The organism is Tabrizicola fusiformis (assembly GCF_013328815.1).
Classification (GTDB): Bacteria; Pseudomonadota; Alphaproteobacteria; order Rhodobacterales; family Rhodobacteraceae; genus Fuscibacter.
The window spans coordinates 153,002-173,678 of the sequence record NZ_JABUHN010000010.1 but is presented as its reverse complement, the minus strand read 5'-3'; the positions used below and the strand labels follow the sequence as shown (position 1 = coordinate 173,678).

At 63.8% G+C, this 20,677-nt stretch carries 24 protein-coding genes; 11 read left to right on the top strand and 13 right to left on the bottom strand.

Annotated elements, in window-relative coordinates; genetic code table 11:
• Window positions 1–106 precede the first annotated feature (106 nt).
• Window positions 107–640 (top strand): hypothetical protein, encoded by a 534-nt coding sequence (locus tag HS053_RS16575; RefSeq protein WP_174212379.1) that lies wholly within the window; start codon window positions 107–109, stop codon window positions 638–640.
• 3 nt (window positions 641–643) lie between these two features.
• Here the strand turns inward: HS053_RS16575 and HS053_RS16570 are convergent, their stop codons facing one another.
• Together HS053_RS16570 and tyrS are read right to left on the bottom strand one after the other, a co-directional pair.
• A complete protein-coding gene (locus tag HS053_RS16570; RefSeq protein ID WP_174212378.1) occupies window positions 644–1,132 on the bottom strand; it encodes a hypothetical protein in 489 nt (162 codons plus the stop codon).
• Window positions 1,132–2,382 carry a tyrosine--tRNA ligase gene (gene tyrS / locus HS053_RS16565; protein ID WP_174212377.1) on the bottom strand — a complete coding sequence of 417 codons (1,251 nt, stop codon included), beginning with the start codon at window positions 2,380–2,382 and terminating at the stop codon, window positions 1,132–1,134. The genes HS053_RS16570 and tyrS overlap by 1 nt, the downstream gene beginning before the upstream one ends.
• A gap of 57 nt (window positions 2,383–2,439) precedes the next feature.
• On the opposite strand from tyrS, the gene HS053_RS16560 reads away from it, so the two are divergent.
• Entirely contained in the window at window positions 2,440–3,528 is a 1,089-nt protein-coding gene (locus HS053_RS16560; RefSeq protein ID WP_174212376.1) for an anhydro-N-acetylmuramic acid kinase, read from the top strand.
• A gap of 26 nt (window positions 3,529–3,554) precedes the next feature.
• Here the strand turns inward: HS053_RS16560 and HS053_RS16555 are convergent, their stop codons facing one another.
• The 3 genes from HS053_RS16555 to mazG form a co-directional block, all read right to left on the bottom strand.
• Window positions 3,555–4,490: a nucleoside hydrolase gene (locus tag HS053_RS16555; RefSeq protein ID WP_174212375.1), complete on the bottom strand. Its 936-nt coding sequence runs from the start codon at window positions 4,488–4,490 to the stop codon at window positions 3,555–3,557.
• A 167-nt stretch (window positions 4,491–4,657) separates the two neighbouring features.
• Entirely contained in the window at window positions 4,658–5,659 is a 1,002-nt protein-coding gene (locus HS053_RS16550) for a Fe(3+) ABC transporter substrate-binding protein (RefSeq protein ID WP_174212374.1), read from the bottom strand.
• A 74-nt stretch (window positions 5,660–5,733) separates the two neighbouring features.
• Window positions 5,734–6,573 (bottom strand): nucleoside triphosphate pyrophosphohydrolase, encoded by an 840-nt coding sequence (gene mazG, locus HS053_RS16545; protein WP_174212373.1) that lies wholly within the window; start codon window positions 6,571–6,573, stop codon window positions 5,734–5,736.
• 52 nt (window positions 6,574–6,625) lie between these two features.
• On the opposite strand from mazG, the gene HS053_RS16540 reads away from it, so the two are divergent.
• Window positions 6,626–7,789 carry a M20 aminoacylase family protein gene (locus tag HS053_RS16540; protein ID WP_174212372.1) on the top strand — a complete coding sequence of 388 codons (1,164 nt, stop codon included), beginning with the start codon at window positions 6,626–6,628 and terminating at the stop codon, window positions 7,787–7,789.
• 138 nt (window positions 7,790–7,927) lie between these two features.
• Here the strand turns inward: HS053_RS16540 and typA are convergent, their stop codons facing one another.
• The 3 genes from typA to HS053_RS16525 form a co-directional block, all read right to left on the bottom strand.
• Window positions 7,928–9,742 carry a translational GTPase TypA gene (typA, locus tag HS053_RS16535; RefSeq protein ID WP_174212371.1) on the bottom strand — a complete coding sequence of 605 codons (1,815 nt, stop codon included), beginning with the start codon at window positions 9,740–9,742 and terminating at the stop codon, window positions 7,928–7,930.
• A gap of 74 nt (window positions 9,743–9,816) precedes the next feature.
• A complete protein-coding gene (locus tag HS053_RS16530) occupies window positions 9,817–10,431 on the bottom strand; it encodes a YitT family protein (RefSeq protein ID WP_458358906.1) in 615 nt (204 codons plus the stop codon).
• Between the two features lie 8 nt (window positions 10,432–10,439).
• Window positions 10,440–11,042: a YitT family protein gene (locus HS053_RS16525; RefSeq protein WP_174212370.1), complete on the bottom strand. Its 603-nt coding sequence runs from the start codon at window positions 11,040–11,042 to the stop codon at window positions 10,440–10,442.
• A 389-nt stretch (window positions 11,043–11,431) separates the two neighbouring features.
• Here HS053_RS16525 and HS053_RS16520 point away from each other — a divergent pair, with 389 nt between their 5' ends.
• The gene (locus tag HS053_RS16520; RefSeq protein WP_174212369.1) at window positions 11,432–11,686 is read left to right on the top strand and encodes a hypothetical protein; all 255 of its coding nucleotides are present in this window, start codon (window positions 11,432–11,434) and stop codon (window positions 11,684–11,686) included.
• Window positions 11,687–11,776: 90 nt separating this feature from the next.
• Here the strand turns inward: HS053_RS16520 and HS053_RS16515 are convergent, their stop codons facing one another.
• From HS053_RS16515 to HS053_RS16495, 5 genes are all read right to left on the bottom strand, one after another.
• On the bottom strand, window positions 11,777–12,991 hold the full coding sequence (locus HS053_RS16515) for an NADP-dependent isocitrate dehydrogenase (protein WP_174212368.1): 1,215 nt from the start codon (window positions 12,989–12,991) through the stop codon (window positions 11,777–11,779).
• 146 nt (window positions 12,992–13,137) lie between these two features.
• On the bottom strand, window positions 13,138–13,722 hold the full coding sequence (locus tag HS053_RS16510) for an HD domain-containing protein (RefSeq protein WP_174212367.1): 585 nt from the start codon (window positions 13,720–13,722) through the stop codon (window positions 13,138–13,140).
• A complete protein-coding gene (locus HS053_RS16505) occupies window positions 13,719–14,138 on the bottom strand; it encodes a hypothetical protein (protein WP_174212366.1) in 420 nt (139 codons plus the stop codon). The genes HS053_RS16510 and HS053_RS16505 overlap by 4 nt, the downstream gene beginning before the upstream one ends.
• On the bottom strand, window positions 14,135–14,395 hold the full coding sequence (locus HS053_RS16500) for a hypothetical protein (protein WP_174212365.1): 261 nt from the start codon (window positions 14,393–14,395) through the stop codon (window positions 14,135–14,137). The genes HS053_RS16505 and HS053_RS16500 overlap by 4 nt, the downstream gene beginning before the upstream one ends.
• Before the next feature lies 1 nt (window position 14,396).
• Window positions 14,397–15,056: an alpha/beta hydrolase gene (locus HS053_RS16495; protein ID WP_174212364.1), complete on the bottom strand. Its 660-nt coding sequence runs from the start codon at window positions 15,054–15,056 to the stop codon at window positions 14,397–14,399.
• Between the two features lie 144 nt (window positions 15,057–15,200).
• Between HS053_RS16495 and iscR the strand changes: the two genes are divergently transcribed.
• From iscR to HS053_RS16460, 7 genes are read left to right on the top strand one after another with little or no spacing between them, the layout of a single operon-like run.
• On the top strand, window positions 15,201–15,671 hold the full coding sequence (gene iscR / locus HS053_RS16490; protein WP_174212363.1) for a Fe-S cluster assembly transcriptional regulator IscR: 471 nt from the start codon (window positions 15,201–15,203) through the stop codon (window positions 15,669–15,671).
• A complete protein-coding gene (locus HS053_RS16485) occupies window positions 15,668–16,711 on the top strand; it encodes an aminotransferase class V-fold PLP-dependent enzyme (RefSeq protein ID WP_174212362.1) in 1,044 nt (347 codons plus the stop codon). Before iscR ends, HS053_RS16485 begins: the two co-directional genes overlap by 4 nt.
• Before the next feature lie 38 nt (window positions 16,712–16,749).
• The gene (gene sufB / locus HS053_RS16480) at window positions 16,750–18,258 is read left to right on the top strand and encodes a Fe-S cluster assembly protein SufB (protein ID WP_174212361.1); all 1,509 of its coding nucleotides are present in this window, start codon (window positions 16,750–16,752) and stop codon (window positions 18,256–18,258) included.
• Window positions 18,258–18,869: a hypothetical protein gene (locus HS053_RS16475; RefSeq protein WP_174212360.1), complete on the top strand. Its 612-nt coding sequence runs from the start codon at window positions 18,258–18,260 to the stop codon at window positions 18,867–18,869. Before sufB ends, HS053_RS16475 begins: the two co-directional genes overlap by 1 nt.
• On the top strand, window positions 18,866–19,177 hold the full coding sequence (locus HS053_RS16470; RefSeq protein WP_174212359.1) for a heavy metal-binding domain-containing protein: 312 nt from the start codon (window positions 18,866–18,868) through the stop codon (window positions 19,175–19,177). Before HS053_RS16475 ends, HS053_RS16470 begins: the two co-directional genes overlap by 4 nt.
• Complete coding sequence (locus tag HS053_RS16465) at window positions 19,170–20,075, top strand: FkbM family methyltransferase (RefSeq protein WP_174212358.1); 906 nt, start codon at window positions 19,170–19,172, stop codon at window positions 20,073–20,075. Before HS053_RS16470 ends, HS053_RS16465 begins: the two co-directional genes overlap by 8 nt.
• Window positions 20,072–20,671: a class I SAM-dependent methyltransferase gene (locus HS053_RS16460; protein ID WP_174212357.1), complete on the top strand. Its 600-nt coding sequence runs from the start codon at window positions 20,072–20,074 to the stop codon at window positions 20,669–20,671. Before HS053_RS16465 ends, HS053_RS16460 begins: the two co-directional genes overlap by 4 nt.
• The last annotated feature ends 6 nt before the right edge of the window (window positions 20,672–20,677 follow it).

The following is a 20,677-nucleotide window of genomic DNA, read 5'->3' as shown; positions in this document are numbered from 1 at the left end:
ACGCTCGCTCATGATCCCTCCCCACAAGTCGGGAGCTTGAATCATGCCGCGAGCCGACACTCAAGTGAATTTATGGGTCCTGACCCTAGTGACCCGGAGATACGCCATGCCTGTGATCCTTTCCGTCATCGCCGCCGCCGGGGCGGTTCTGTGGTGGATGTATCGCGCCCGTGCCGCAGGGCAGGTCGCTCAGGATCTGGCCGGGGCCGCGAGTGACGTTCTGAACGCCGCCCGGCGCTTTGGCTTTCAGCGCAGGGCCAACCTGCATCCCGTCGAATCCATCGACAAACCCGAGCTGGCTGTCGGCGCCATCGGTCTTGCGTTTCTGGAGCTGGACGGATTGCCGTCCCAGGAACAGCAACAGGCGCTGACCCGCTCTCTGGCACGCCATATGGTTATTCCCGTGGCACAAGCCGAAGAAATACTGATCCTCGGCCGCTGGCTGATCGGCGAATGCGGCGGGCCGCTTCCGGCGATCGAGCGGCTGGCCAAGCGGCTGTTCCGGCTGAACGGTGCAGCCTCGGTAGAGCCGCTGCTTTCGGTCCTGAAAGAGGTGGCCGTCGCGGGCGGGCAGGGTGGACTGTCCGACCGCCAAAAAGGCGCGATCGAAGACATCGCCCGCCTGATGCGGCTGCGCTAAGGGTTATTCCGCGCAGCCCGACAGGCGGAACTGATCCCAGGGTTCGTCCCCCGGACCCTCCATCACGGCATAGCGCAACTGGCGGCCAAGGTCGCTCAGGATCAGGCTTTCCGGCGCCTTCTCCGTATCAAAGGGCAGCGGCGAAACGGTGCCGCCCTGCAAGGCATAGACAACACCGTTCCAGACCCGGCATTCGGCAATCTGCGCCTCGTCCAGCGGGGCATCATCGGGGCCGGGGCGGTTGCAGCCGGAAAACAGGTGCCCCTCATCGCGCGAGGTGCCCATGTTGCTGGTGATCATGCCCCACAGCACCCGGCCATCGGGCAGGGCAAGCTCCATCACATGGCTGGTCATGCCACCCAGTTCCCAAGGCTGACCGGCGCGAAAGCGCAGCTCCGCCCCGGTGGCGGTATCGGCATAAAGCGCCAGCGTCATCGGGCAGGCATCGGCGACGCCCGGCAGCAGCGCGACGGCAAGCGCCAGCCGCCGCATCAGTCCAGCACCACCAGCGCATGGCGCTTGCGCCCCGCCGTCAGGCGCAGCGGCTCGGCCAGATGGCCCGCGCCCAGACGCAGCGCGGCATCGGTGACGATCTCGTCATTCATCCGCGCGCCACCTTCGGCGATCAGCCGCTTGGCATCCTTGCCGCTGGCCGCCAGCCCGGCGCGCACGAAAAGTTGCACGATGCCCAGCCCCTCGGCCACCTCGGCGGCGGTCACGGTGACGGTGGGCAAATCCTCACCCACGCCGCCCCGCTCGAACACCTCGCGCGCGGTGGCTTCGGCGGCAGCGGCCGCCTCGGCACCATGCAGCAGGGTGGTCGCCAGATTGGCCAGCAGGATCTTCGCCCCGTTGATCTCTGCTCCCTGAAGCGCGCCCAGACGATCGCATTCCTCGACCGGCAATTCGGTGAAGATCTTCAGGAACTTGCCGACATCGGCATCGGTCGTGTTGCGCCAGAACTGCCAGAACTCATAGGGCGACAGCATGTCGCCATTCAGCCAGACCGCGCCATTGGCCGATTTGCCCATCTTGCGCCCGTCGCTGGTGGTCAGCAAAGGCGTGGTCAGCCCGTAAATCTCATGGTCCACCACCCGGCGCGTCAGGTCGATGCCGTTGATGATATTGCCCCATTGATCCGACCCGCCCATCTGCAACAGACAGCCATACCGGCGGTTGATTTCAAGGAAATCATAGGCTTGCAGGATCATGTAGTTGAATTCGAGGAAGGACAGAGACTGCTCGCGGTCCAGCCGCGATTTCACGCTTTCGAACGACAGCATCCGGTTGACCGAGAAATGCCGCCCGATATCGCGCAGGAAATCAAGGTAGTTCAGCCCGTCCAGCCATTCGGCATTGTTGAGCATGATGGCATCGGACGGCCCGTCGCCATAGGTCAGGTATTTCGCAAAGACCTTTTTCAGCCCCGCGATGTTTTCGTCGATCTTGGCAGGCGTCAGCAGCGGGCGTTCCTCGCTGCGGAAAGATGGGTCACCCACCTTGGTCGTGCCGCCGCCCATCAGGGTGATCGGCTTGTGCCCGGTCTTTTGCAGCCAGCGCAGCACCATGATGTTCATGAGGTGCCCGACATGCAAGCTTGCCGCCGTGGCGTCATAGCCGATATAGGCCGGCACGACCCCCTTCACCAAAGCCTCGTCAAGCGCCTGATAATCCGTGCAATCGGCCACAAAGCCGCGCTCGAACATCACACGCAGGAAGTCGGATTTCGGATGGTAGGTCATGGCTCGCTCGTGCATTAATCCGAAGGCGGTATAACGGGGCCGGGGGGCAAGGGAAAGATGAAAGGCGGGGCGATCTGGGCCTTGGGGGCCATGTCCGGCACCTCGCTTGACGGGGTGGATGCGGCGATGCTGCGGACCGATGGCGAAACCGTGCAGGAGTTCGGCCCGCACGCCTTCCGCCCCTATACCGAGGGCGAGCAGGCGGTGCTGCGCGCGGCCCTTGGCCAATGGCCCGGTGGCGCCGATGTTGCCGCGGCGGCAGAGGTGGTGGAAAATGCCCATGCCGAGCTGCTGTCGCGGTTCTCCGGCGTCGATCTGGTGGGGTTTCATGGCCAGACGCTGGCCCATGACCCGGCGGGGCGCGGCACGCATCAGGCGGGGAATGGCGGGCTGCTGGCGGCGGCGCTGGGGCTGCCGGTGGTGTGGGATTTCCGCAGCTCGGATGTGGCGATGGGCGGGCAGGGCGCGCCTCTGGTGCCGTTTTATCACCACGCGCTGGCACGGCGGATCGGGGCCGATGCGCCGCTGGCCTTTCTCAACCTTGGCGGCGTCGGCAACCTGACTTGGACCGACCCGCGCGTGGCAGAGCCGCAGGCGGCCTGCCTGGCCTTCGACACCGGCCCGGCCAATGCGCCGGTGAACGACCTGATGCGCGCAAGGCGGGGGCTGGATCGGGATGAAGGGGGCGCATTGGCCGCGCAGGGCACGGCGGATGCGGCGGTGCTGGAGCGGTTCCTGACGCATCCCTATTTCCACAAGATTCCGCCAAAATCATTGGATCGCAATGCGTTCCATGGTCTTCTTGAGTATGTGCGCGAACTTTCAGACGCCGATGCCGTCCGCAGCCTGACCGCCTGTGCCGCCGCCGCCGTTGCGCGGGGCACCGAACATTTCCCCGAACCTGTCAGCCGCCTTCTGGTTGCGGGCGGCGGGCGGCTGAATGCCACCCTGATGGCCGAACTCGCCGCCCGGCTGCCGGGTATCCCGGTGGAGCCGGTTGAGGCGGCGGGTCTGGATGGGGATATGCTTGAGGCGCAGGCGTTCGCCTATCTGGCGGTGCGGGTGGCACGGGGGATGGCCACCTCTTGCCCGACCACCACCGGCGTTGCGGCGGCGGTGGGGGGCGGCCAGATTAGCCGCCCCTGACGTGGAAGATGGGCAGATTGCCCATCCTACAGGCGCGCCAACCGCTCGGTCAGAAGGGCAAAGAAGCCGTCAGCATCGACCGATCCGATGAACAGCGCATTAGCGGGCCGGTCGGTCACGCCCCACCAATCGGCCACGGTCATGCCGCGGGTCAGGTCCGATTGCACCTCTATCTCGACATTGCAATGGCGGCCTTTGAAAAGCCCGGGTTGCAGCAGATAGGCGATCACGGTCGGGTCATGCAGCGGGGCGCCCTCTGACCCGTATTTCTCCATATCGAACCGCTCAAAGAAATCGGCCCATTCGGCGCAGACCCGGCCCACCTCGGTTCCCAGTGCGCGGAAACCCTCCACCCGGGCGCGGGTGGTCAGCACCTTATGCGTGACATCCAGCGGCATCACCACAACCGGCGCGCCTGATTTCATGACAATATCAGCCGCTTCCGGGTCAACGTAAATGTTGAATTCTGCTGCCGGGGTGATGTTGCCCACCTCGAAGTAAGCGCCGCCCATCAGCACGATCTGCTGCACCCGGCCCGCCACATCAGGCGCACGGCGGAACGCCTCGGCGATATTGGTCAGGGGGCCCAGCGGGCAGAGCGTGACGGTATGCGCCGGCTCGCGCCGCAGGGTTTCGATGATGAAATCCACGCCATGCTGCGCCTCAAGCGGCATCGTCGGTTCCACCATGGCCGGGCCGTCCAGGCCGGTCTTGCCATGCACATGCTCCGCCGTCACAAGAACCCGCGACAAGGGTTTGTCACAGCCTGCAAAAACGCGGATGTCGGGCCGCCCGGCCAGCTCGCAGATGATGCGCGCATTGCGTTCGGTCAGCGCCAGTGGCACGTTGCCCGCCACTGCCGTCAGCCCCAGAACCTCCAGTTCAGGCGAGGCGAGCGCCAGAAGGATCGCAAAGGCGTCATCCTGGCCCGGATCAGTGTCGATGATGATCTTGCGCCGCATGAGGCCGCTCCTTGTATCGCCGTGGCCCGAAGTCTGTGTCAAAGCCTTGCCGCTTTGCACTGTTGGCACCGCAGTAAACAAACAGCATCGCGGCTGATTTGTCCATCCGGTCAAGAAAAAAGGTGCATCCGGAGATGCACCTTTTAAGTTTATTACTTCGCAGATGGTTAGCCGTCGAAGTTCACTTCCTCGATCAACTTCAGCGCATCCGCCCGCAGCTTTGCCACATCGGCAAGCCCAAGGCTGTCGGGCGTGAAATCGCCCCAGCTCTTGACCAGATCCGAGCGTTCCACACCCGGCTTGACCGGGAATTCGTGGTTGGTTTCGGCATAGATGTGCTGCGCCTCATCCGAAGAGAGCCATTGCATCAGCTTCAGCGCGGCTTCCTTGTTCGGGGCCGATTTGGTCATCGCCACACCCGAGATGTTCATATGGGTGCCGCCGCCGACGAAGGTCGGGAACACGATGTTCACCGCATTCGCCCACTCCTTCTGCTCGGGATCGGCCAGCATCTGCCCCATGTAATAGGTGTTGCCGATGGCGATATCGCATTCGCCGGCCCAGATCGCCTTGACCTGATCGCGGTCGCCGCCATCGGGCTTGCGGGCGAGATTGGCCTTGAGCCCTTCGAGCCAACCCTTGGTGAAGGCGGCGTCGTGATGTGCCAGAACCGCGGCGGTCAGCGCGACGTTGTAATCATTGGTGCCCGAACGGGTGCAGATGCGGCCCTTCCACTTGGGATCGGCGAGGTCTTCATAGGTGGTCACCTCGCCGGCCGTCACGCGGTCCTTGGCGGCATAGACGATGCGGGCGCGGGCGGTGAGGCCGAACCATTGGTCGCCCGGATCGCGGTATTCGGCGGGGATATTCGCCTCAAGCACAGCGGAATCGACCGGCTGCGTCACGCCGGCATTCACCACTTCGGTCAGCCGCGCGATATCCACCGTCATCACCAGATCGGCTGGCGAACGGTCGCCCTCGGCCACCAGACGCTCTGTCATGCCCTTGTCCACGAAGGCCACGTTCACGGTGATCCCGGTCTCTGCGGTGAAAGCGTCGATCAGCGGTTGCAGCAGCGCGGGCTGGCGGTGCGAGTAGATGTTCACTTCCTCGGCCAGCGCGGGAAGGGCGGTGCCGCAAAGGGCGAGGGCGAAAGCGGTCAGACGCATGGAAACCTCCGTTTGGTTGCCGGGCTTAAACCTGACAATTTCACTTTGGTCAATATCCCGAGTGAAAGTCTCGGTCATTTTTCGCGCAGCTTGTCTCCCCTCAACTTGTCCTCGGCCCGCACCCGGTTCCACAGCGCGTCCATCTCGGCCAGATTGCTCTCGGCAGGGGTCTTGCCCGCCTCGGCCAGCCAGTCTTCGATCCGGGCAAAACGGCGGGTGAACTTGGCATTGGCGCCGCGCAGGGCCGCTTCCGGGTCGATGTTCATATGCCGGGCGAGATTGGCCATCACGAACAGAAGATCGCCAAATTCCTCAAGGATTTCAGCCTCTCCCAACGTGTTTCTCGCCTCGGTCAGCTCCTCCATCTCTTCGCGCAGCTTGGCCAGAACCTCGTCGGTGGAGGGCCAGTCGAACCCCACCCGCGCCGCCCGTTTTTGCAGCTTGACCGCCCGGGTCAGCGCGGGAAGGCCCAGCGCCACCCCGTCCAGCACCCGCGCCGGGCCGCGCTCGGCCGCCTTGATCTTCTCCCAGTCCACCGTCTGTTGCTCGGGCGTCTTGTCGCGGCTCTCGTTGCCGAAGACATGCGGATGGCGGGCGACCATCTTGTCGGCAATCGCGCGGACCACATCGTCAAAGCCGAACAGCCCCTGATCCCGGGCCATCTGGGCGTGGAACACCACCTGAAACAGCAGGTCGCCCAACTCTCCCGGCAACTCAGCCCAAGCCTGCCGCGCAATGGCATCGGCCACCTCATGCGCCTCTTCCAGCGTATAGGGGGCGATGCTGGCGAAATCCTGCTCGATGTCCCAGGGACAGCCCGTTGCCGGGTCGCGCAGCCGCCGCATGATCTCCAAGAGGCGCGGCATTCCGCCATCCGGGTCGTGAACAAGACGGTCAGAGTCGGTCGGGGGCATTGCCGTTCCCTCGGTTTTGCGATTTGATCAAAGGGCAAAACAGGAGCCCGCCATGCCCGTCCTCAACCGTATCGCAGCCTATGCCGAAGAAATGAAGGGCTGGCGTCGCCATCTGCATCAGCATCCCGAACTGGCCTTTGACTGCCACCAGACGGCAGACTGGATCGTGGCCCGCCTGAACGAGATCGGCGTGGATGAGGTGCATCCGGGCATCGCCAAGACCGGGATCGTCGCCATCATCAACGGCGCGCGGCCCGGACCCACCATCGGCTTGCGCGCCGATATGGATGCCCTGCCGATCGAGGAGCTGACCGGCGCCGAACATGCCTCGAAAGTGCCGGGCAAGATGCACGCCTGCGGCCATGATGGCCATGTCACCATGTTGCTGGGCGCCGCCAAATATCTGGCCGAGACGCGGAACTTTGCCGGTCGCGTGGCGCTCTTGTTCCAACCGGCGGAAGAGGATGGCGGCGGCGGTCAGGTGATGGTGCAGGAAGGCGTGATGGACCGCTTCGGCATCGGGCAGGTCTACGGCATTCACAATGCGCCGAACATTCCCTTTGGCCATTTCCTGACCAATCCCGGCGCACTGATGGCCTCGGTTGACACCGCCTTCGTCTATCTGACGGGCCGGGGTGGCCATGGCGCGACGCCGCATGAATGCGTCGATCCGGTGGTGGCGGTGGTCGGCATGGTCTCGGCCATCCAGACCATCATCCCGCGCAACGTCTATGCGCTGGATGAAGCGGTGGTGTCCGTGACGCAGATCCACACCGGCACGGCAAGCAACATCATCCCCGAAGAGGCGATGTTCTGCGCCACGATCCGCTGCTTCAAGCCTGATGTCCGGGCGCTTCTGAAGAAACGCTTCTACGAGATCGTTGAAGGTCATGCCGCGGCCTACGGCGTGCAGGCGCGGATCGACTATGACTGGGGCTACCCGGCCACGATCAACCACCCTGATGAGGCCGCCTTTGCCGCCGAAGTGGCGCGCGAGATTTCCGGTGCCGATGCGGTGAACGACAATTCCGTGCGCGAAATGGGGTCCGAGGATTTCAGCTACATGCTCGAAGCGCGCCCCGGCGCCTATCTGTTCCTTGGCACCGGGCCGGGGGCAGGGCTGCACCATGCCGCCTATGACTTCAACGATGAGGCCGCCCCGGTCGGCGCCAGCTTCTTCGCCCGTCTGGTCGAACGCGCGCAGCCGCTGGCCTAAGCCGGGGGCGCTTCGCCCCCCGGACCCCCAGAGAGTATTTCCAGAAGGGCAAATGCAAGAAGGGCAAACCCGCCAAGGATTTGCCCTTCTTCAAATACTCCGGGGTGAGGCCCGGAACGGGCCGAGGGGCAGCGCCCCTTAGCCGCGGCCTTGCCGCTTGCGCTCATGCGGATCGAGGATGCGCTTGCGCAGGCGGATGATCTTGGGCGTCACTTCCACCAGCTCGTCATCGTCGATATAGGCAATCGCCTCTTCCAGCGACATGCGGATATGCGGTGTCAGACGCACGGCTTCGTCGGTGCCCGAGGCCCGCACGTTGGTCAGCTTCTTGCCCTTGAGCGGGTTGACCTCAAGGTCATTGTCGCGGCTGTGTTCGCCGATCAGCATGCCCTCATAGACGTTTTCCTGCGGCCCGATGAACATGCGGCCACGGTCTTCAAGGTTCCACAGCGCATAGGCCACCGAAACGCCGTTCTCCATCGAGATCAGCACGCCCTGACGGCGGCCCTGGATCGGGCCCTTGTGCGGGGTCCAGCCGTGGAAGATGCGGTTCAGAACGCCGGTGCCGCGGGTGTCGGTCAGGAACTGACCGTGATAGCCGATCAGCCCGCGCGACGGCACATGCGCGATGATCCGGGTCTTGCCGACGCCGGCCGGTTTCATCTCGACCAGATCGCCCTTGCGCTCGCCGGTCAGCTTGTCGATCACCGCGCCGGAATATTCGTCGTCCACGTCAACGATGACTTCCTCGACCGGCTCCATCTTCACGCCGTCTTCGTCCTTGAAGATCACGCGCGGGCGGCTGATCGACAGTTCAAAGCCTTCGCGGCGCATGTTCTCGATCAGTACGCCCATCTGGAGTTCGCCGCGGCCCGAAACCTCGAACGCTTCGCCGCCGGGGGTGTCGGCGATCTTGATGGCGACGTTGACTTCGGCTTCCTTGTTCAGCCGGTCGCGGATCACACGGCTTTGCACCTTGTTGCCGTCGCGGCCGGCAAGGGGCGAGTCGTTGATGCCGAAGGTCACGGTGATCGTCGGCGGGTCGATCGGCTGGGCGGGCAGGGCGGTATCGATGTCCAGCGCGCAAAGCGTATCGGCCACGGTGGCCTTGGTCATGCCGGCCAGCGTCACGATATCGCCCGCCACCGCCTCTTCAATCGCGGTCTGGGTCAGGCCACGGAAAGCCAGAACCTTGGTGACGCGGAACTGCTCGATCCGCTCGCCGGTGCGGGTCAGCGCCTTGAGGCTTTCGCCCACCTTCACCGTGCCGCTTTCGACGCGGCCGGTCAGGATGCGGCCGATGAACGGGTCGGCCGACAGCGTGGTCGCCAACATGCGGAAGGGTTCGGCCTGCTTGGCGATCTGCTTCGGCGCGGGCACATGTTTCACGATCAGGTCGAACAGCGCCGTCAGATCCTTGCGCGGCCCGTCCAGCTCCAGATCGGCCCAGCCCGAACGGCCCGAGGCATAGACATGCGGGAAATCAAGCTGTTCGTCATTGGCGCCCAGATTGGCGAAGAGGTCGAACACCTCGTTCAGCGCGCGGTCCGGTTCGGCATCGGGCTTGTCCACCTTGTTCAGCACCACGATGGGTCGCAGGCCAAGCGCCAGCGCCTTGGAGGTCACGAACTTGGTTTGCGGCATCGGGCCTTCGGCGGCGTCCACCAGCAGGCACACGCCATCGACCATGTTCAGGATCCGCTCCACCTCGCCGCCGAAATCGGCGTGGCCGGGGGTATCGACGATGTTGATGCGCACGCCGTTGTGTTCCACCGAGGTGCATTTGGCCAGAATGGTGATGCCGCGCTCGCGCTCGATATCGTTGCTGTCCATGGCGCGTTCGGAAACCGCCTGATTGTCGCGGAACGACCCGGACTGTTTGAGAAGCTCGTCAACGAGCGTGGTCTTGCCATGATCAACGTGCGCGATGATGGCGATGTTGCGAAGCTCCATCGGGAGGGGTCACTTTCAATTGTGCATTTGCAGCGCCGCTTACCGCGTTTCGCGGTCCGTGGCTAGGGGGGCCATCAGGTGGCGACGTAGCGGTCGCGGCGATGGTTGACGGCGATCACCAGATTGACGACGGCCGAGCCGAGGAAAGACAGCGCCACGGTGCGCAGCGGCAGGAAGGTCAGCGCCACCGCGAACAGGGCGGCGTCAAAGGCAAGCTGCGTCCAGCCCGCGCGAAAGCCGGTGCGGTCCTGCAGGATAAGCGCCAGAATGCCGATGCCGCCAAGGCTTGCCCCATGGCGGAACAGCGCCAGCAGGGCCGAGCCGGAAATCGCCCCGAACAGCACCGCGCCCACCACCGGGTTCAGCGCCTGAAACTGCACCCAGGACGGGAAGATCAGGGTCAGCCCCGACAGAAGCGCCACCGCGACAAAGGTCTTGATGGTGAATGCCAGCCCCATGCGGCGGTGTCCCAGCCAGTAGAACGGGATGTTCACCGCAAAGAACACCGCGCCAAAGGGCAGGGCGGTGGCATAGGATATCAGCACCGCCAGCCCCGCCGTCTGCCCGGTGAAAAGGCCAAGATGCGTCAGGATGGTGATGGCGAAACCCGCCATTCCGGCGCCATAGGCCAGACCTTGGGCATCTTCAAAGACGGTGTGGCGGGTGGTTTCGGGCAAGGCGGGGGGCATCGGGCCTCTCAGGTGGCGATATAGCGGTCTTTGCGGTGGTTTATCGCAAGAAACAGGTTGAAGACCAGCGCACCGAGGAATGACCAGCCCAGCGTAGCGGGCGCGATGAAAAAGGCTGACAGCGCGAAGAGCGCCGCATCGAAGATCAGTTGCGCATAGCCCGCGCGAAAGCCGGTGCGGTCCTGTAACATCAGCCACAGGATCGACACCCCGCCGAAGCTGCCGCCATGGCGCACCACCGCCAGCGCGGCAATGCCGAAGAGTGAGCCGAACAGGATGGCCGCGAAACCCGGCGCGATATGGTCAAAGCTGATCCAGCGCGGCAAGAGGGCAGTCAGCAGCGACAGCGCCGCAACGGTGGCCAGCGTCTTGAGCGCAAAGCCCGCCCCCATCCGCCGCCAGCCAAAGACCAGAAACGGCGCCGAAACCGCGAAATAGACCGCCGGAAAGCTCCATCCGGTGACATGGGCAATCAGGGCGGCGATGCCGGGGGTCTGGCCCGCGACAAAGCCCATATAGGACAGCACATGCATCCCCACCGCCCCCATGCAGACGCCAAAGGCGATGCCTTGGGCATCTTCGATGGCGGAATGATGGGTCGGGTCGGACATGGGGGCAGCCTAGCAGAGGTGGCTATAATGTCAATAATGCTGACCCTATTTCTGCACGCGCAGCCTGTGGCGCCAAAACCGCAGGAGCGAAAATCCGGGCAAAGGGGGGCTTTACAGCCCGGTGCCCGCTGCGGCACGAGAGCGGCATCCGCCAACACGAAGGGAGGCTGCGATGAATATCACCCGCTCGACCTTCGCAATTGGCGGAGCGTATCAGGCTTACGGACTGCGCCGGTCAAACCGACCGATCTGACGCCGCCGCCCGTTTCAGGGCCTGATCCTTTCCCAAGTCGATGCTGACTTGCCATCCCTTCGGATGGTCTGTCCGTTCCGGCTTTCCCACATCCAAACTCCAGAGGCCGCCCGGGCAAATCCCGGCGGGAATCCCGATGATCCAGACCCATATTGACCCGTCTGCCACACCTGTCGCCGCGCTTTCCGAACTGATCCGCCTGCATGGCGGGCGCCGCGTGCTGGTGACGCTGTTGCGGCTGATGCTGCGTGCAAGGCGGCCAAGGCCAGCCCATCCGCCGGATCTGATCGCCCGGCTCAGTCCGCATCTCCTGCGCGACATCGGGCTTGAGCCGGAACCACCGGCGCCCCCGCTGCCCGGCCTTCTGGCGCCGGGGCGGGCGGCTTGTTGAGCGGCAAGAAAAAAGGATGGGCAGATTGCCCATCCTACGCGGCCCAGCGGGCCATCAGGTGTAGGATGGGCAATCTGCCCATCCCGCCATTCAGCCGGCCAGCGCCTTGTTCAGATATTCATCGACCTTTTCCAGATAGCCGATGGTGGTCAGCCATTTCTGATCCGGGCCGACCAGCAGCGCGAGATCCTTGGTCATCCAGCCGTCTTCGACCGTGTCCACGGTGACCTTTTCCAGCGTGGTGGCAAAGCGCATCAGTTGTTCGTTGCCGTCCAGCTTGGCGCGGTGCTTCAGCCCGCCGGTCCAGGCGAAGATCGAGGCGATCGAGTTGGTCGAGGTCGCCTTGCCCTTCTGATGCTCGCGGTAGTGGCGGGTCACGGTGCCGTGGGCGGCTTCGGCCTCAACAATCTTGCCATCGGGCGTCATCAGGACCGAGGTCATCAGACCCAGCGAGCCAAAGCCCTGCGCCACGGTGTCCGACTGCACGTCGCCGTCATAGTTCTTGCAGGCCCAGACATAGCCGCCCGACCATTTCATCGCCGAAGCGACCATATCGTCGATCAGGCGGTGCTCGTAATGGATGCCCTTGGCCTTGAACTGCTCTTCGAATTCTTCGGCATAGATCTTGGCGAAGATATCCTTGAAGCGGCCGTCATAGGCCTTGAGGATGGTGTTCTTGGTCGAGAGATAGACCGGCCAGCCCTTGAGCAGACCATAGTTGAAGGACGAGCGGGCGAAATCGCCGATGCTGTCATCCAGGTTATACATGCCCATGAACACGCCCGAGGAGGGCGCGCTGTAAACGTCTTTCTCGATCACGGTGCCGTCCTCGCCGACGAATTTCATCGTCAGCTTGCCCGCGCCGGGGAAGCGGAAATCGGTGGCGCGATACTGGTCGCCAAAGGCGTGACGGCCGACCACGATGGGCTGGGTCCAGCCGGGCACCAGACGGGGGACGTTCTTGCAGATGATCGGCTCGCGGAAGATCACGCCGCCAAGGATGTTGCGGATGGTGCCGTTGGGCGACTTCCACATCTGTTTCAGGTTGAACTCTTCCACCCGCTGCTCATCGGGGGTGATGGTCGCGCATTTGACGCCGACACCGTATTTCTTGATCGCCTCGGCAGAGTCGATGGTGATCTGGTCATTGGTGCGGTCCCGCTCCTCGATGCCGAGGTCGTAATACTTCAGGTCGATGTCGAGATAGGGCAGGATCAGCTTTTGCTTGATGAAGTCCCAGATGATCCGGGTCATCTCGTCGCCGTCAAGCTCGACGACGGGGTTGGCTACCTTGATTTTGGTCATCTTGGGCCTCTTGGCTGTGGGGATTCGGATGGGGGCTGCATAGCGGAAAAGCGGCGCGCGGGGAAGATGGTATGCGACGGTATACAGAATTGTCGCAGCCTGTCGTCGGGCGGGATGCTTGCGGCGGGATGGGCATATTGCCCATCCTACGCGAACCAGAGGCGCGCCTTGGCCCTGACCCACTCCCAGAGTTGCGGGGCGCCGCGCGCCACCTTGACGCCAACCCGACTCTCCAACTGGTCATAGGTCACATCATAGGTAACCCAAGTCCCGCCGCCCGATTGCAGATTGGCCATCACCGGCTGCACCCTGTCCAGCGATTTGGCAAAGACGGCATCGGGGGTTTCGGCTGCCTCGAACTCATCCCAGAGCGCGCGGAAGGCCACGGCCAGATCTTGCGGCAGCAGGCCGAAAATCCGGTCGGCGGCGCGTTTTTCGGCGGCCATCGTATCGGCGCTGGCATGGGCAAGGCCATTGGCCGAATGGATCGGCACGTCGCCCACATCAATCTCGACCAGATCGTGGATCAGGAGCATTCGGATAACGCGGTTGATGTCCACGCCCGGCGCCGCCTGACCCTCCAGCACCATGGCATAAAGCGCCAGATGCCACGAATGCTCACCCGAGTTTTCCCGCCGCGACCCGTCGCACAGCGTCGTGGCGCGCAGCACCGATTTCAGCCGGTCCGCCTCGTTCAGAAAGGCGAATTGGGCGTCAAGATCGGCGCTCATGTTGCGGCCTCGTGTTTGGTGTTCCAAAGGGCCATGCCGATGGCCAGCAGCCCAAGCGGCAGCAGCAGGAGGACAAGCCACCCGCCCTGCATCCCCTTTCTGTCACAATGATGCAGCCCCTCAACCGGCAGCAGCGGGGCAAGGCACAGCGTGGCAAGGGCGGCCCAGATCAGGAATGTCCGGGTCTTTCGCGTGCACCACAGCCAGAGGGCGGCAAGAACGGCAAAGGGTGTGAGGGCCAGCGCAAGGTTGAGCAGCGTGACCTGAGATTTCAGGGCCGCCGCATAGCCGAAGGGCGTTTCATAATAGCATTCGCGCCAGGATTCTTCGGCGCGCGCCAGAAGGGCAAGAAGTGCCACCGGCGGCAGGATCGCCATGCCGGTGGCGGCCAGAACCCGCCCCGATGTCCGGCTCAATGCCCCACCGAATCGCGCGGCGCCATCGGGGCGGCGGCGCCGGTCCGCTTGGCCTTCAGGCTGCCTTCAAGGAACTTGCGCGCCCGCCGCTCGGCCAGGATCACCCGCACCGCCGTCATGAAGGCTTCCTGCGTGGTGGGTGAGGCGTCGAGCAGGATCTTCGAGACCTTTTCATAGAAACGGTCGTCGCCCAGCTCGTCCTGCGCGTCCAGCACGTCCTTGGCCAAAGCCTCGGTCAGATCCTGAAGGATGGCCATGTCAGCGGCTGACCTCGCCCAGACGACGCTTCACATAGGTCGAAACCGTGTCGATCATCGGCTTCATGTGATGTTCATCATCCTTGAAGAAGTGATCGGCGCCTTCGATCTGTTCATGGGTGATGGTGATGCCCTTCTGCTCGTGCAGTTTGTTCACAAGGCTGACGGTATCCTTCGGCGGCGCTACCTTGTCGGCGGTGCCGTTGATGATCAGACCGGACGAGGGGCAGGGGGCGAGGAAGCTGAAATCATACAGGTTCGCCGGCGGCGCGACCGAGATGAAGCCGGTGATCTCGGGCCGCCGCATCAGAAGCTGCATCCCGATCCAGGCGCCAAAGCTGAAGCCAGCGACCCAGCAATGCTTGGCGTTCTGGTTCATGCTTTGCAGATAGTCGAGCGCCGAGGCCGCATCGGACAATTCGCCGATGCCCATGTCATATTCGCCTTGGCTACGCCCGACGCCGCGGAAGTTGAACCGCATCACCGTGAAGCCAAGGTTATAGAAGGCGTAGTGCAGGTTATACACCACCTTGTTGTTCATCGTGCCGCCATATTGCGGGTGCGGATGCAGCACGATGGCAATCGGCGCGTCGCGGTCCTTCTGCGGGTGGTAGCGGCCTTCCAGACGGCCCTCAGGGCCGGCAAAAATCACTTCGGGCATTCGATCCGCCTCTTGCGCGAGGGATTTCTTGACGGAATCCCTCGGATAACTTAGAACCATTCCAAGAGTGAAGCCCATGGATGGCATTGCCTTTTGCAGGTAATGTCCGGGGGCTTTGGCGTCAATGGATTTGCAGGTGCAGGCATGAAACTCTCGACCAAGGGGCGCTATGCGATGGTGGCGCTGGCCGATCTGGCGCTGGCCGAGGCGCGGGCGGGCGGCGATGAGCTGATGTCGCTGGCCGCGATTTCCAAGCGGCAGGACATCTCGCTGCCCTATCTGGAGCAGCTTTTCGTCAAGCTGCGCCGCGCCGGTCTGGTCGAGGCGGTGCGCGGCCCGGGCGGCGGTTACCGTCTGGCGCGGCCGCCGGCCGATATCCGCGTCAGCGAGGTGATGGAGGCGGTGGAAGAGACCGTGGACGCGCTGCACACCGGGGCGGGGGCCAGTGGCGGCGTCTCGGGCACACGGGCGCAGAGCATGACCAACCGGCTGTGGGAGGGGCTTTCGGCGCAGGTCTATGTCTTCCTGCACCAGACCCGGCTTTCGGATGTGATCGGCAATCAGATGAAGCCCTGCCCGGCGGTTCCGGCGCTGTTTCAGGTGGTGGACGAGTGAGGCGCAGCTATCTCGACTGGAACGCCACCACCCCGCTGCGCCCCGAGGCGAAGGCGGCGATGGTTGCGGCGATGGAGGTGGTGGGCAACCCTTCCTCGGTGCATTCCGAAGGTCGGGCGGCCAAGGCGCTGATCGAGAAGGCGCGGGTGCAGGTGGCGGCGGCCTTGGGGGCGGAAGGGGCAGATATCGTCTTCACCTCGGGCGCGACCGAGGCGGCGGCACTGGCCTGCGCCGGGCGGGGGCTGGCTTGCGCAGCGGTGGAGCATGAGGCGGTGGCCGCCTGGTGTGATGGTGTGCTGCCGGTGGATGCGCAGGGCAGGGTGGCGGTGACCGATCCGGCCCGCACGGCGCTGCAACTGGCCAATTCGGAAACCGGGGTGGTGCAGGATCTGCCGCAGGGGCTGGCGGTGTCAGACCTGACGCAGGGCTTCGGCAAGCTGCCGCTCGCCTTCAACTGGCTGGGCTGTGACATGGGTCTTGTCGCCGCGCACAAGCTGGGCGGGCCGAAGGGCGTAGGTGCGCTGGTGCTGCGCCGCGGGCTGGATGTGTCGCCGCAGCTCAAGGGTGGCGGGCAAGAGATGGGGCGCCGTGCGGGCACCGAAAACCTGATTGGCATTGCGGGTTTTGGCGCGGCTGCTGCGGCGGCTGCGCGCGATCTGGCCGATGGGGTGTGGGAGCAGGTGGCGGAGATTAGAAATATTCTAGACTCAGCATTGTCTGCCCAGGGATTTGAGACTATTTCAGTCGGAAAATCGGTGCCGCGCCTGCCCAACACGCTGTGCCTCATCGCGCCCGGCTGGAAGGGTGAGACGCAGGTGATGGCGATGGACCTTGCCGGCTTTGCCGTTTCGGCAGGCTCGGCCTGTTCCAGCGGCAAGGTGCGCGCCAGCCGCGTGCTACGGGCGATGGGCTATGACGAGGGGCAGGCCGCACAGGCCATCCGCATCTCGATCGGCCCTTCGACCACCGAGGAAGAGGTTCTGCGCTTCACCGAAGCCTGGAGCCGCGACTACCGGCGCATCCGTTCGCGCGCCGCATGAATGACGGGGGGTAACCCCTTATGAGGAAAGGACAAGCCATGGCGGCTTTGGAAACTGAAGTGCGGGATGGCGTCGATCGGGAAACCATCGAAACCGTTCAGGCCATGGCGGGCAAATACAAATACGGCTGGGAAACCGAGATTGAAACCGAATATGCCCCCAAGGGCCTGTCGGAGGATATCGTGCGGCTGATTTCCGAAAAGAACGGCGAACCGGCATGGATGCTGGACTGGCGCCTTGCCGCCTATCGCCGCTGGTTGCAGATGGAAGAGCCGCGTTGGGCCATGCTGCATTACCCGGAAATCGACTATCAGGACCAGTATTACTACGCCAAGCCCAAGAGCATGGGCGTGAAGCCCAAATCGCTGGACGAGGTGGACCCGAAACTGCTGGCCACCTATGCGAAACTCGGAATTCCGCTGAAGGAACAAGCGCTTCTGGCCGGTGTCGAGGCGCCCGAGGGTGAGCGCAAGGTGGCCGTGGATGCCGTCTTCGATTCGGTTTCGGTCGGCACCACCTTCAAGGCGGAACTGGCCAAGGCCGGGGTGATCTTCTGCTCGATCTCCGAAGCGGTGCGCGAACATCCCGAACTGGTGCAGAAATATCTGGGCTCGGTCGTGCCGCAGTCGGACAATTTCTTTGCCACGCTGAATTCCGCCGTGTTTTCAGATGGTTCCTTTGTCTACATCCCGCCGGGCACCAAATGCCCGATGGAGCTTTCGACCTATTTCCGCATCAATGCCGAAAACACCGGCCAGTTTGAGCGGACGCTGATCATTGCCGACAAGGGCAGCTATGTGTCCTACCTCGAAGGTTGCACCGCGCCGAAGAGGGACACCCACCAACTCCATGCCGCCGTTGTGGAAATCGTCATTCTGGAAGACGCCGAGGTGAAGTATTCCACCGTCCAGAACTGGTATCCGGGCGATGAGAACGGCAAGGGCGGCATCTACAACTTTGTCACCAAGCGCGCCGATTGCCGGGGCGACCGGGCCAAGGTGATGTGGACGCAAGTGGAAACCGGCTCGGCGATCACATGGAAATATCCGTCCTGCATTCTGCGCGGCAATGACAGCCAAGGGGAGTTCTACTCCATCGCCATCGCCAACAATGCCCAACAGGCCGACACCGGCACCAAGATGATCCATCTGGGCAAGCGCACCAAGTCGCGCATCGTGTCCAAGGGGATTTCGGCGGGCCGCGCGCAGAACACCTATCGCGGGCTGGTGTCGATGCACCCCAAGGCCACCGACAGCCGCAATTACACCCAATGCGACAGCCTCCTGATCGGCGACAAATGCGGCGCCCATACGGTTCCCTATATTGAGGTGAAGAACAACTCCTCGCGCGTCGAGCATGAGGCGACCACCTCGAAGGTGGACGACGATCAACTCTTCTACTGCCGCAGCCGTGGCATGGATGAAGAAGAGGCGGTGGCGCTGGTGGTGAACGGCTTCTGCAAGGAAGTGCTGCAAGCCCTGCCGATGGAGTTTGCCATGGAGGCGCAAAGCCTTGTGGCGATCAGCCTTGAGGGTTCTGTGGGCTGATGGCGGAGCGGGCGCGCCAGATTGCCACAGGAGGCCGCCTCTGGCGCGGTGCGGCCTTGGCCGTTCTGGGCGGCGGAATCGGCGTTGCACTCTGGCGTGATCCGGCGCTGCTGGAGCGGCGCGAGGTGACGCTGCCGCTCGCGCTGGCCTTTGCGGCGCTGTGGATGGTGCCGCATCTGCGGGCGCGACGGGCGGCAGCCGGTTCAGCCGACGCGGCGGTGCAGCCAATCCGCGACCCGGGGGCAGACCGCGCGGCCATCGACCTCACGCTGGGCGGCGTTGCCGGGCTGATGTCGGGTGCTTTGTTCCTGTCCTTTGCCGGTTCGGCGGCGCTGCTGACACGGGGGCCGCATGTGGTGGACTGGGCTTTTGACCATCTGGAGACCAAGGGCCTTTGGGCGGTGATCGCAGCGGCGCTGGTGGCCGTGGTGTTGTGGCGGCTGATCAGCCTTGCCCTCATGGGGGCCATAAGGACCAGCCGGTTTCTGATGGGGTTTGTGATGGGCTTGTTCCTTTGGCTGCCGTTCCACGGCGCCTTTCAGGCCGGGCTCGCAAACCTCGGGTTTGAGTTGCCGGGTCTGATGACCCCCGTAAGCGGAGCAAACGGATGATCGTCACCACCACCCCCTCGATCGAAGGCCGTGCCATCACCGGCTATCTGGGCATCGTCACCGGCGAGGCCATTCTGGGCGCCAACATCTTCCGCGACCTCTTCGCGGGCATCCGTGACATCGTGGGTGGCCGCTCGGCTGCCTATGAACAGGAATTGGGCCGCGCCCGTGAAACCGCGCTGCGCGAGATGGAGCAAAAGGCCGCGGCGCTGGGGGCGCAGGCCATTGTCGGGGTGGACCTCGACTATGAGGTGATCAACAACATGCTGATGGTCTCGGCCTCGGGAACGGCGGTGCGTCTTGGCTGAGACCGAGGTCTCGACACTTGCGGCACATCTGGCGCTGTTGCGCGCCGAACTGCCTTTCGCGCGCCTGACGCGGGTGGTGGATGTCGGTGCCAATCCGCTGCTGGACGCGGCGCCTTATGCGGCCTTGCTGCGGCTGGGCGGATGCGACGTGGTGGGATTCGAGCCGCAGGACAAAGCATTTGCCGCCCTGATGCGCGACAAGGGCCCGAACGAGACCTATTTTCCCCATGCCGTCGGCGATGGCAGTGCGCAGATCCTGCATCTTTACACCTCGCAGGGGTTTGCCTCGGTCTTTCCGCCCAATCCTGAAGCCCGTATCCTTGCCACCGGCGACTGGCAGGAAATCACTGCCAAAGTGCCGTTCCAGACCGTCCGGCTGGACGATCTCGATACGCTGGGTGCGGTTGATCTGATCAAGATCGACATTCAGGGTGGCGAAGCGGCGGTGCTGGCCCATGCCCTCGGCGCCTTGGGCGAAGCCGTGGTCGTGATTACCGAACAGCGCTATTTCCGCCTTTATGAAGGCGAGCCGATGGCGGCTGGCGTGGATGCCGTGCTGACGGCGCAGGGCTTTGCCATCCACAAGCTGCTGTCGATCAACAGTTTTCAACTGAACTCGTCGCGGCGCAAGTTTCTGGCGCGTGAGGCGACGGCCGATCAGGCGGTTGATGGCGATGTGGCCTATATCCGCAACCCTGCCGGGATCGCCGGATGGAGTGACCAGCAGGTTCTGCATCTGACGCTGCTGGCGTCTTTGGTCCTCGAAAGTCACAGTCTTGTGCTGTATTGTCTGGACGAGGCGGTGCGCCGCGGGCTGGCCCGGCGCAATCTGGCCGACGCCTATCTGCGGCTTTTGCCCGATCATCTCTTGTCCCCCAAATTCAAGGCCGTCAAATGAGTGTCCCGCCCGCAGACACGGCACCCATACTGACCCTGCCGCCCGATGAGGCGGCGGCGGTGGCGGCGGCCTATGCGGCGGGGCGTGTGATCCTGGAATATGGCTCGGGCGGCTCGACCGTGCTGGCGGCCGAGATGGCGGGCAAGACCGTGACCTCGGTTGAAAGCGACCGGGCCTGGGCGCAGCGGATGCGCGACTGGTTCACGGCGCATCCCCCGGCCTCGCCGGTGACGGTCCATCATGCGGATATCGGCACGACCCGCGATTGGGGCTATCCGAAATATCTGCGCAGCCACATGAAATGGGCCGGTTATCCCATTGAAATCTGGGACGAACCCGGGTTCGTTGCGCCGGATGTCGTCTTGGTTGACGGGCGGTTCCGCATCGCCTGTTTCCTGACCGTGATGCTGAAGACGCCGCATCCGGTCACCGTGCTTTGGGACGATTACGACGATCGCCCGCATTATCACCGTGTCGAAACTCTGGTGCAGCCGGTGGCAAAGGCCGGCCGGCTGGCGCGGTTCGAACTCACCCCCACAGCCCTGTCGCCTGCGGCATTGCGGCTGCTGGCCGACAGCTATCTGGACCCGCGCTGACGGGAC

Bases quoted from the DNA above. Each gene is read 5' to 3' on its own strand.
- HS053_RS16575 (WP_174212379.1), top strand. From the start codon at position 107: ATGCCTGTGATCCTTTCCGTCATCGCCGCCGCCGGGGCGGTTCTGTGG.
- HS053_RS16570 (WP_174212378.1), bottom strand. From the start codon at position 1,132: ATGCGGCGGCTGGCGCTTGCCGTCGCGCTGCTGCCGGGCGTCGCCGAT.
- tyrS (WP_174212377.1), bottom strand. From the start codon at position 2,382: ATGACCTACCATCCGAAATCCGACTTCCTGCGTGTGATGTTCGAGCGC.
- HS053_RS16560 (WP_174212376.1), top strand. From the start codon at position 2,440: ATGAAAGGCGGGGCGATCTGGGCCTTGGGGGCCATGTCCGGCACCTCG.
- HS053_RS16555 (WP_174212375.1), bottom strand. From the start codon at position 4,490: ATGCGGCGCAAGATCATCATCGACACTGATCCGGGCCAGGATGACGCC.
- HS053_RS16550 (WP_174212374.1), bottom strand. From the start codon at position 5,659: ATGCGTCTGACCGCTTTCGCCCTCGCCCTTTGCGGCACCGCCCTTCCC.
- mazG (WP_174212373.1), bottom strand. From the start codon at position 6,573: ATGCCCCCGACCGACTCTGACCGTCTTGTTCACGACCCGGATGGCGGA.
- HS053_RS16540 (WP_174212372.1), top strand. From the start codon at position 6,626: ATGCCCGTCCTCAACCGTATCGCAGCCTATGCCGAAGAAATGAAGGGC.
- typA (WP_174212371.1), bottom strand. From the start codon at position 9,742: ATGGAGCTTCGCAACATCGCCATCATCGCGCACGTTGATCATGGCAAG.
- HS053_RS16530 (WP_458358906.1), bottom strand. From the start codon at position 10,431: ATGCCCCCCGCCTTGCCCGAAACCACCCGCCACACCGTCTTTGAAGAT.
- HS053_RS16525 (WP_174212370.1), bottom strand. From the start codon at position 11,042: ATGTCCGACCCGACCCATCATTCCGCCATCGAAGATGCCCAAGGCATC.
- HS053_RS16520 (WP_174212369.1), top strand. From the start codon at position 11,432: ATGATCCAGACCCATATTGACCCGTCTGCCACACCTGTCGCCGCGCTT.
- HS053_RS16515 (WP_174212368.1), bottom strand. From the start codon at position 12,991: ATGACCAAAATCAAGGTAGCCAACCCCGTCGTCGAGCTTGACGGCGAC.
- HS053_RS16510 (WP_174212367.1), bottom strand. From the start codon at position 13,722: ATGAGCGCCGATCTTGACGCCCAATTCGCCTTTCTGAACGAGGCGGAC.
- HS053_RS16500 (WP_174212365.1), bottom strand. From the start codon at position 14,395: ATGGCCATCCTTCAGGATCTGACCGAGGCTTTGGCCAAGGACGTGCTG.
- HS053_RS16495 (WP_174212364.1), bottom strand. From the start codon at position 15,056: ATGCCCGAAGTGATTTTTGCCGGCCCTGAGGGCCGTCTGGAAGGCCGC.
- iscR (WP_174212363.1), top strand. From the start codon at position 15,201: ATGAAACTCTCGACCAAGGGGCGCTATGCGATGGTGGCGCTGGCCGAT.
- sufB (WP_174212361.1), top strand. From the start codon at position 16,750: ATGGCGGCTTTGGAAACTGAAGTGCGGGATGGCGTCGATCGGGAAACC.
- HS053_RS16475 (WP_174212360.1), top strand. From the start codon at position 18,258: ATGGCGGAGCGGGCGCGCCAGATTGCCACAGGAGGCCGCCTCTGGCGC.
- HS053_RS16470 (WP_174212359.1), top strand. From the start codon at position 18,866: ATGATCGTCACCACCACCCCCTCGATCGAAGGCCGTGCCATCACCGGC.
- HS053_RS16460 (WP_174212357.1), top strand. From the start codon at position 20,072: ATGAGTGTCCCGCCCGCAGACACGGCACCCATACTGACCCTGCCGCCC.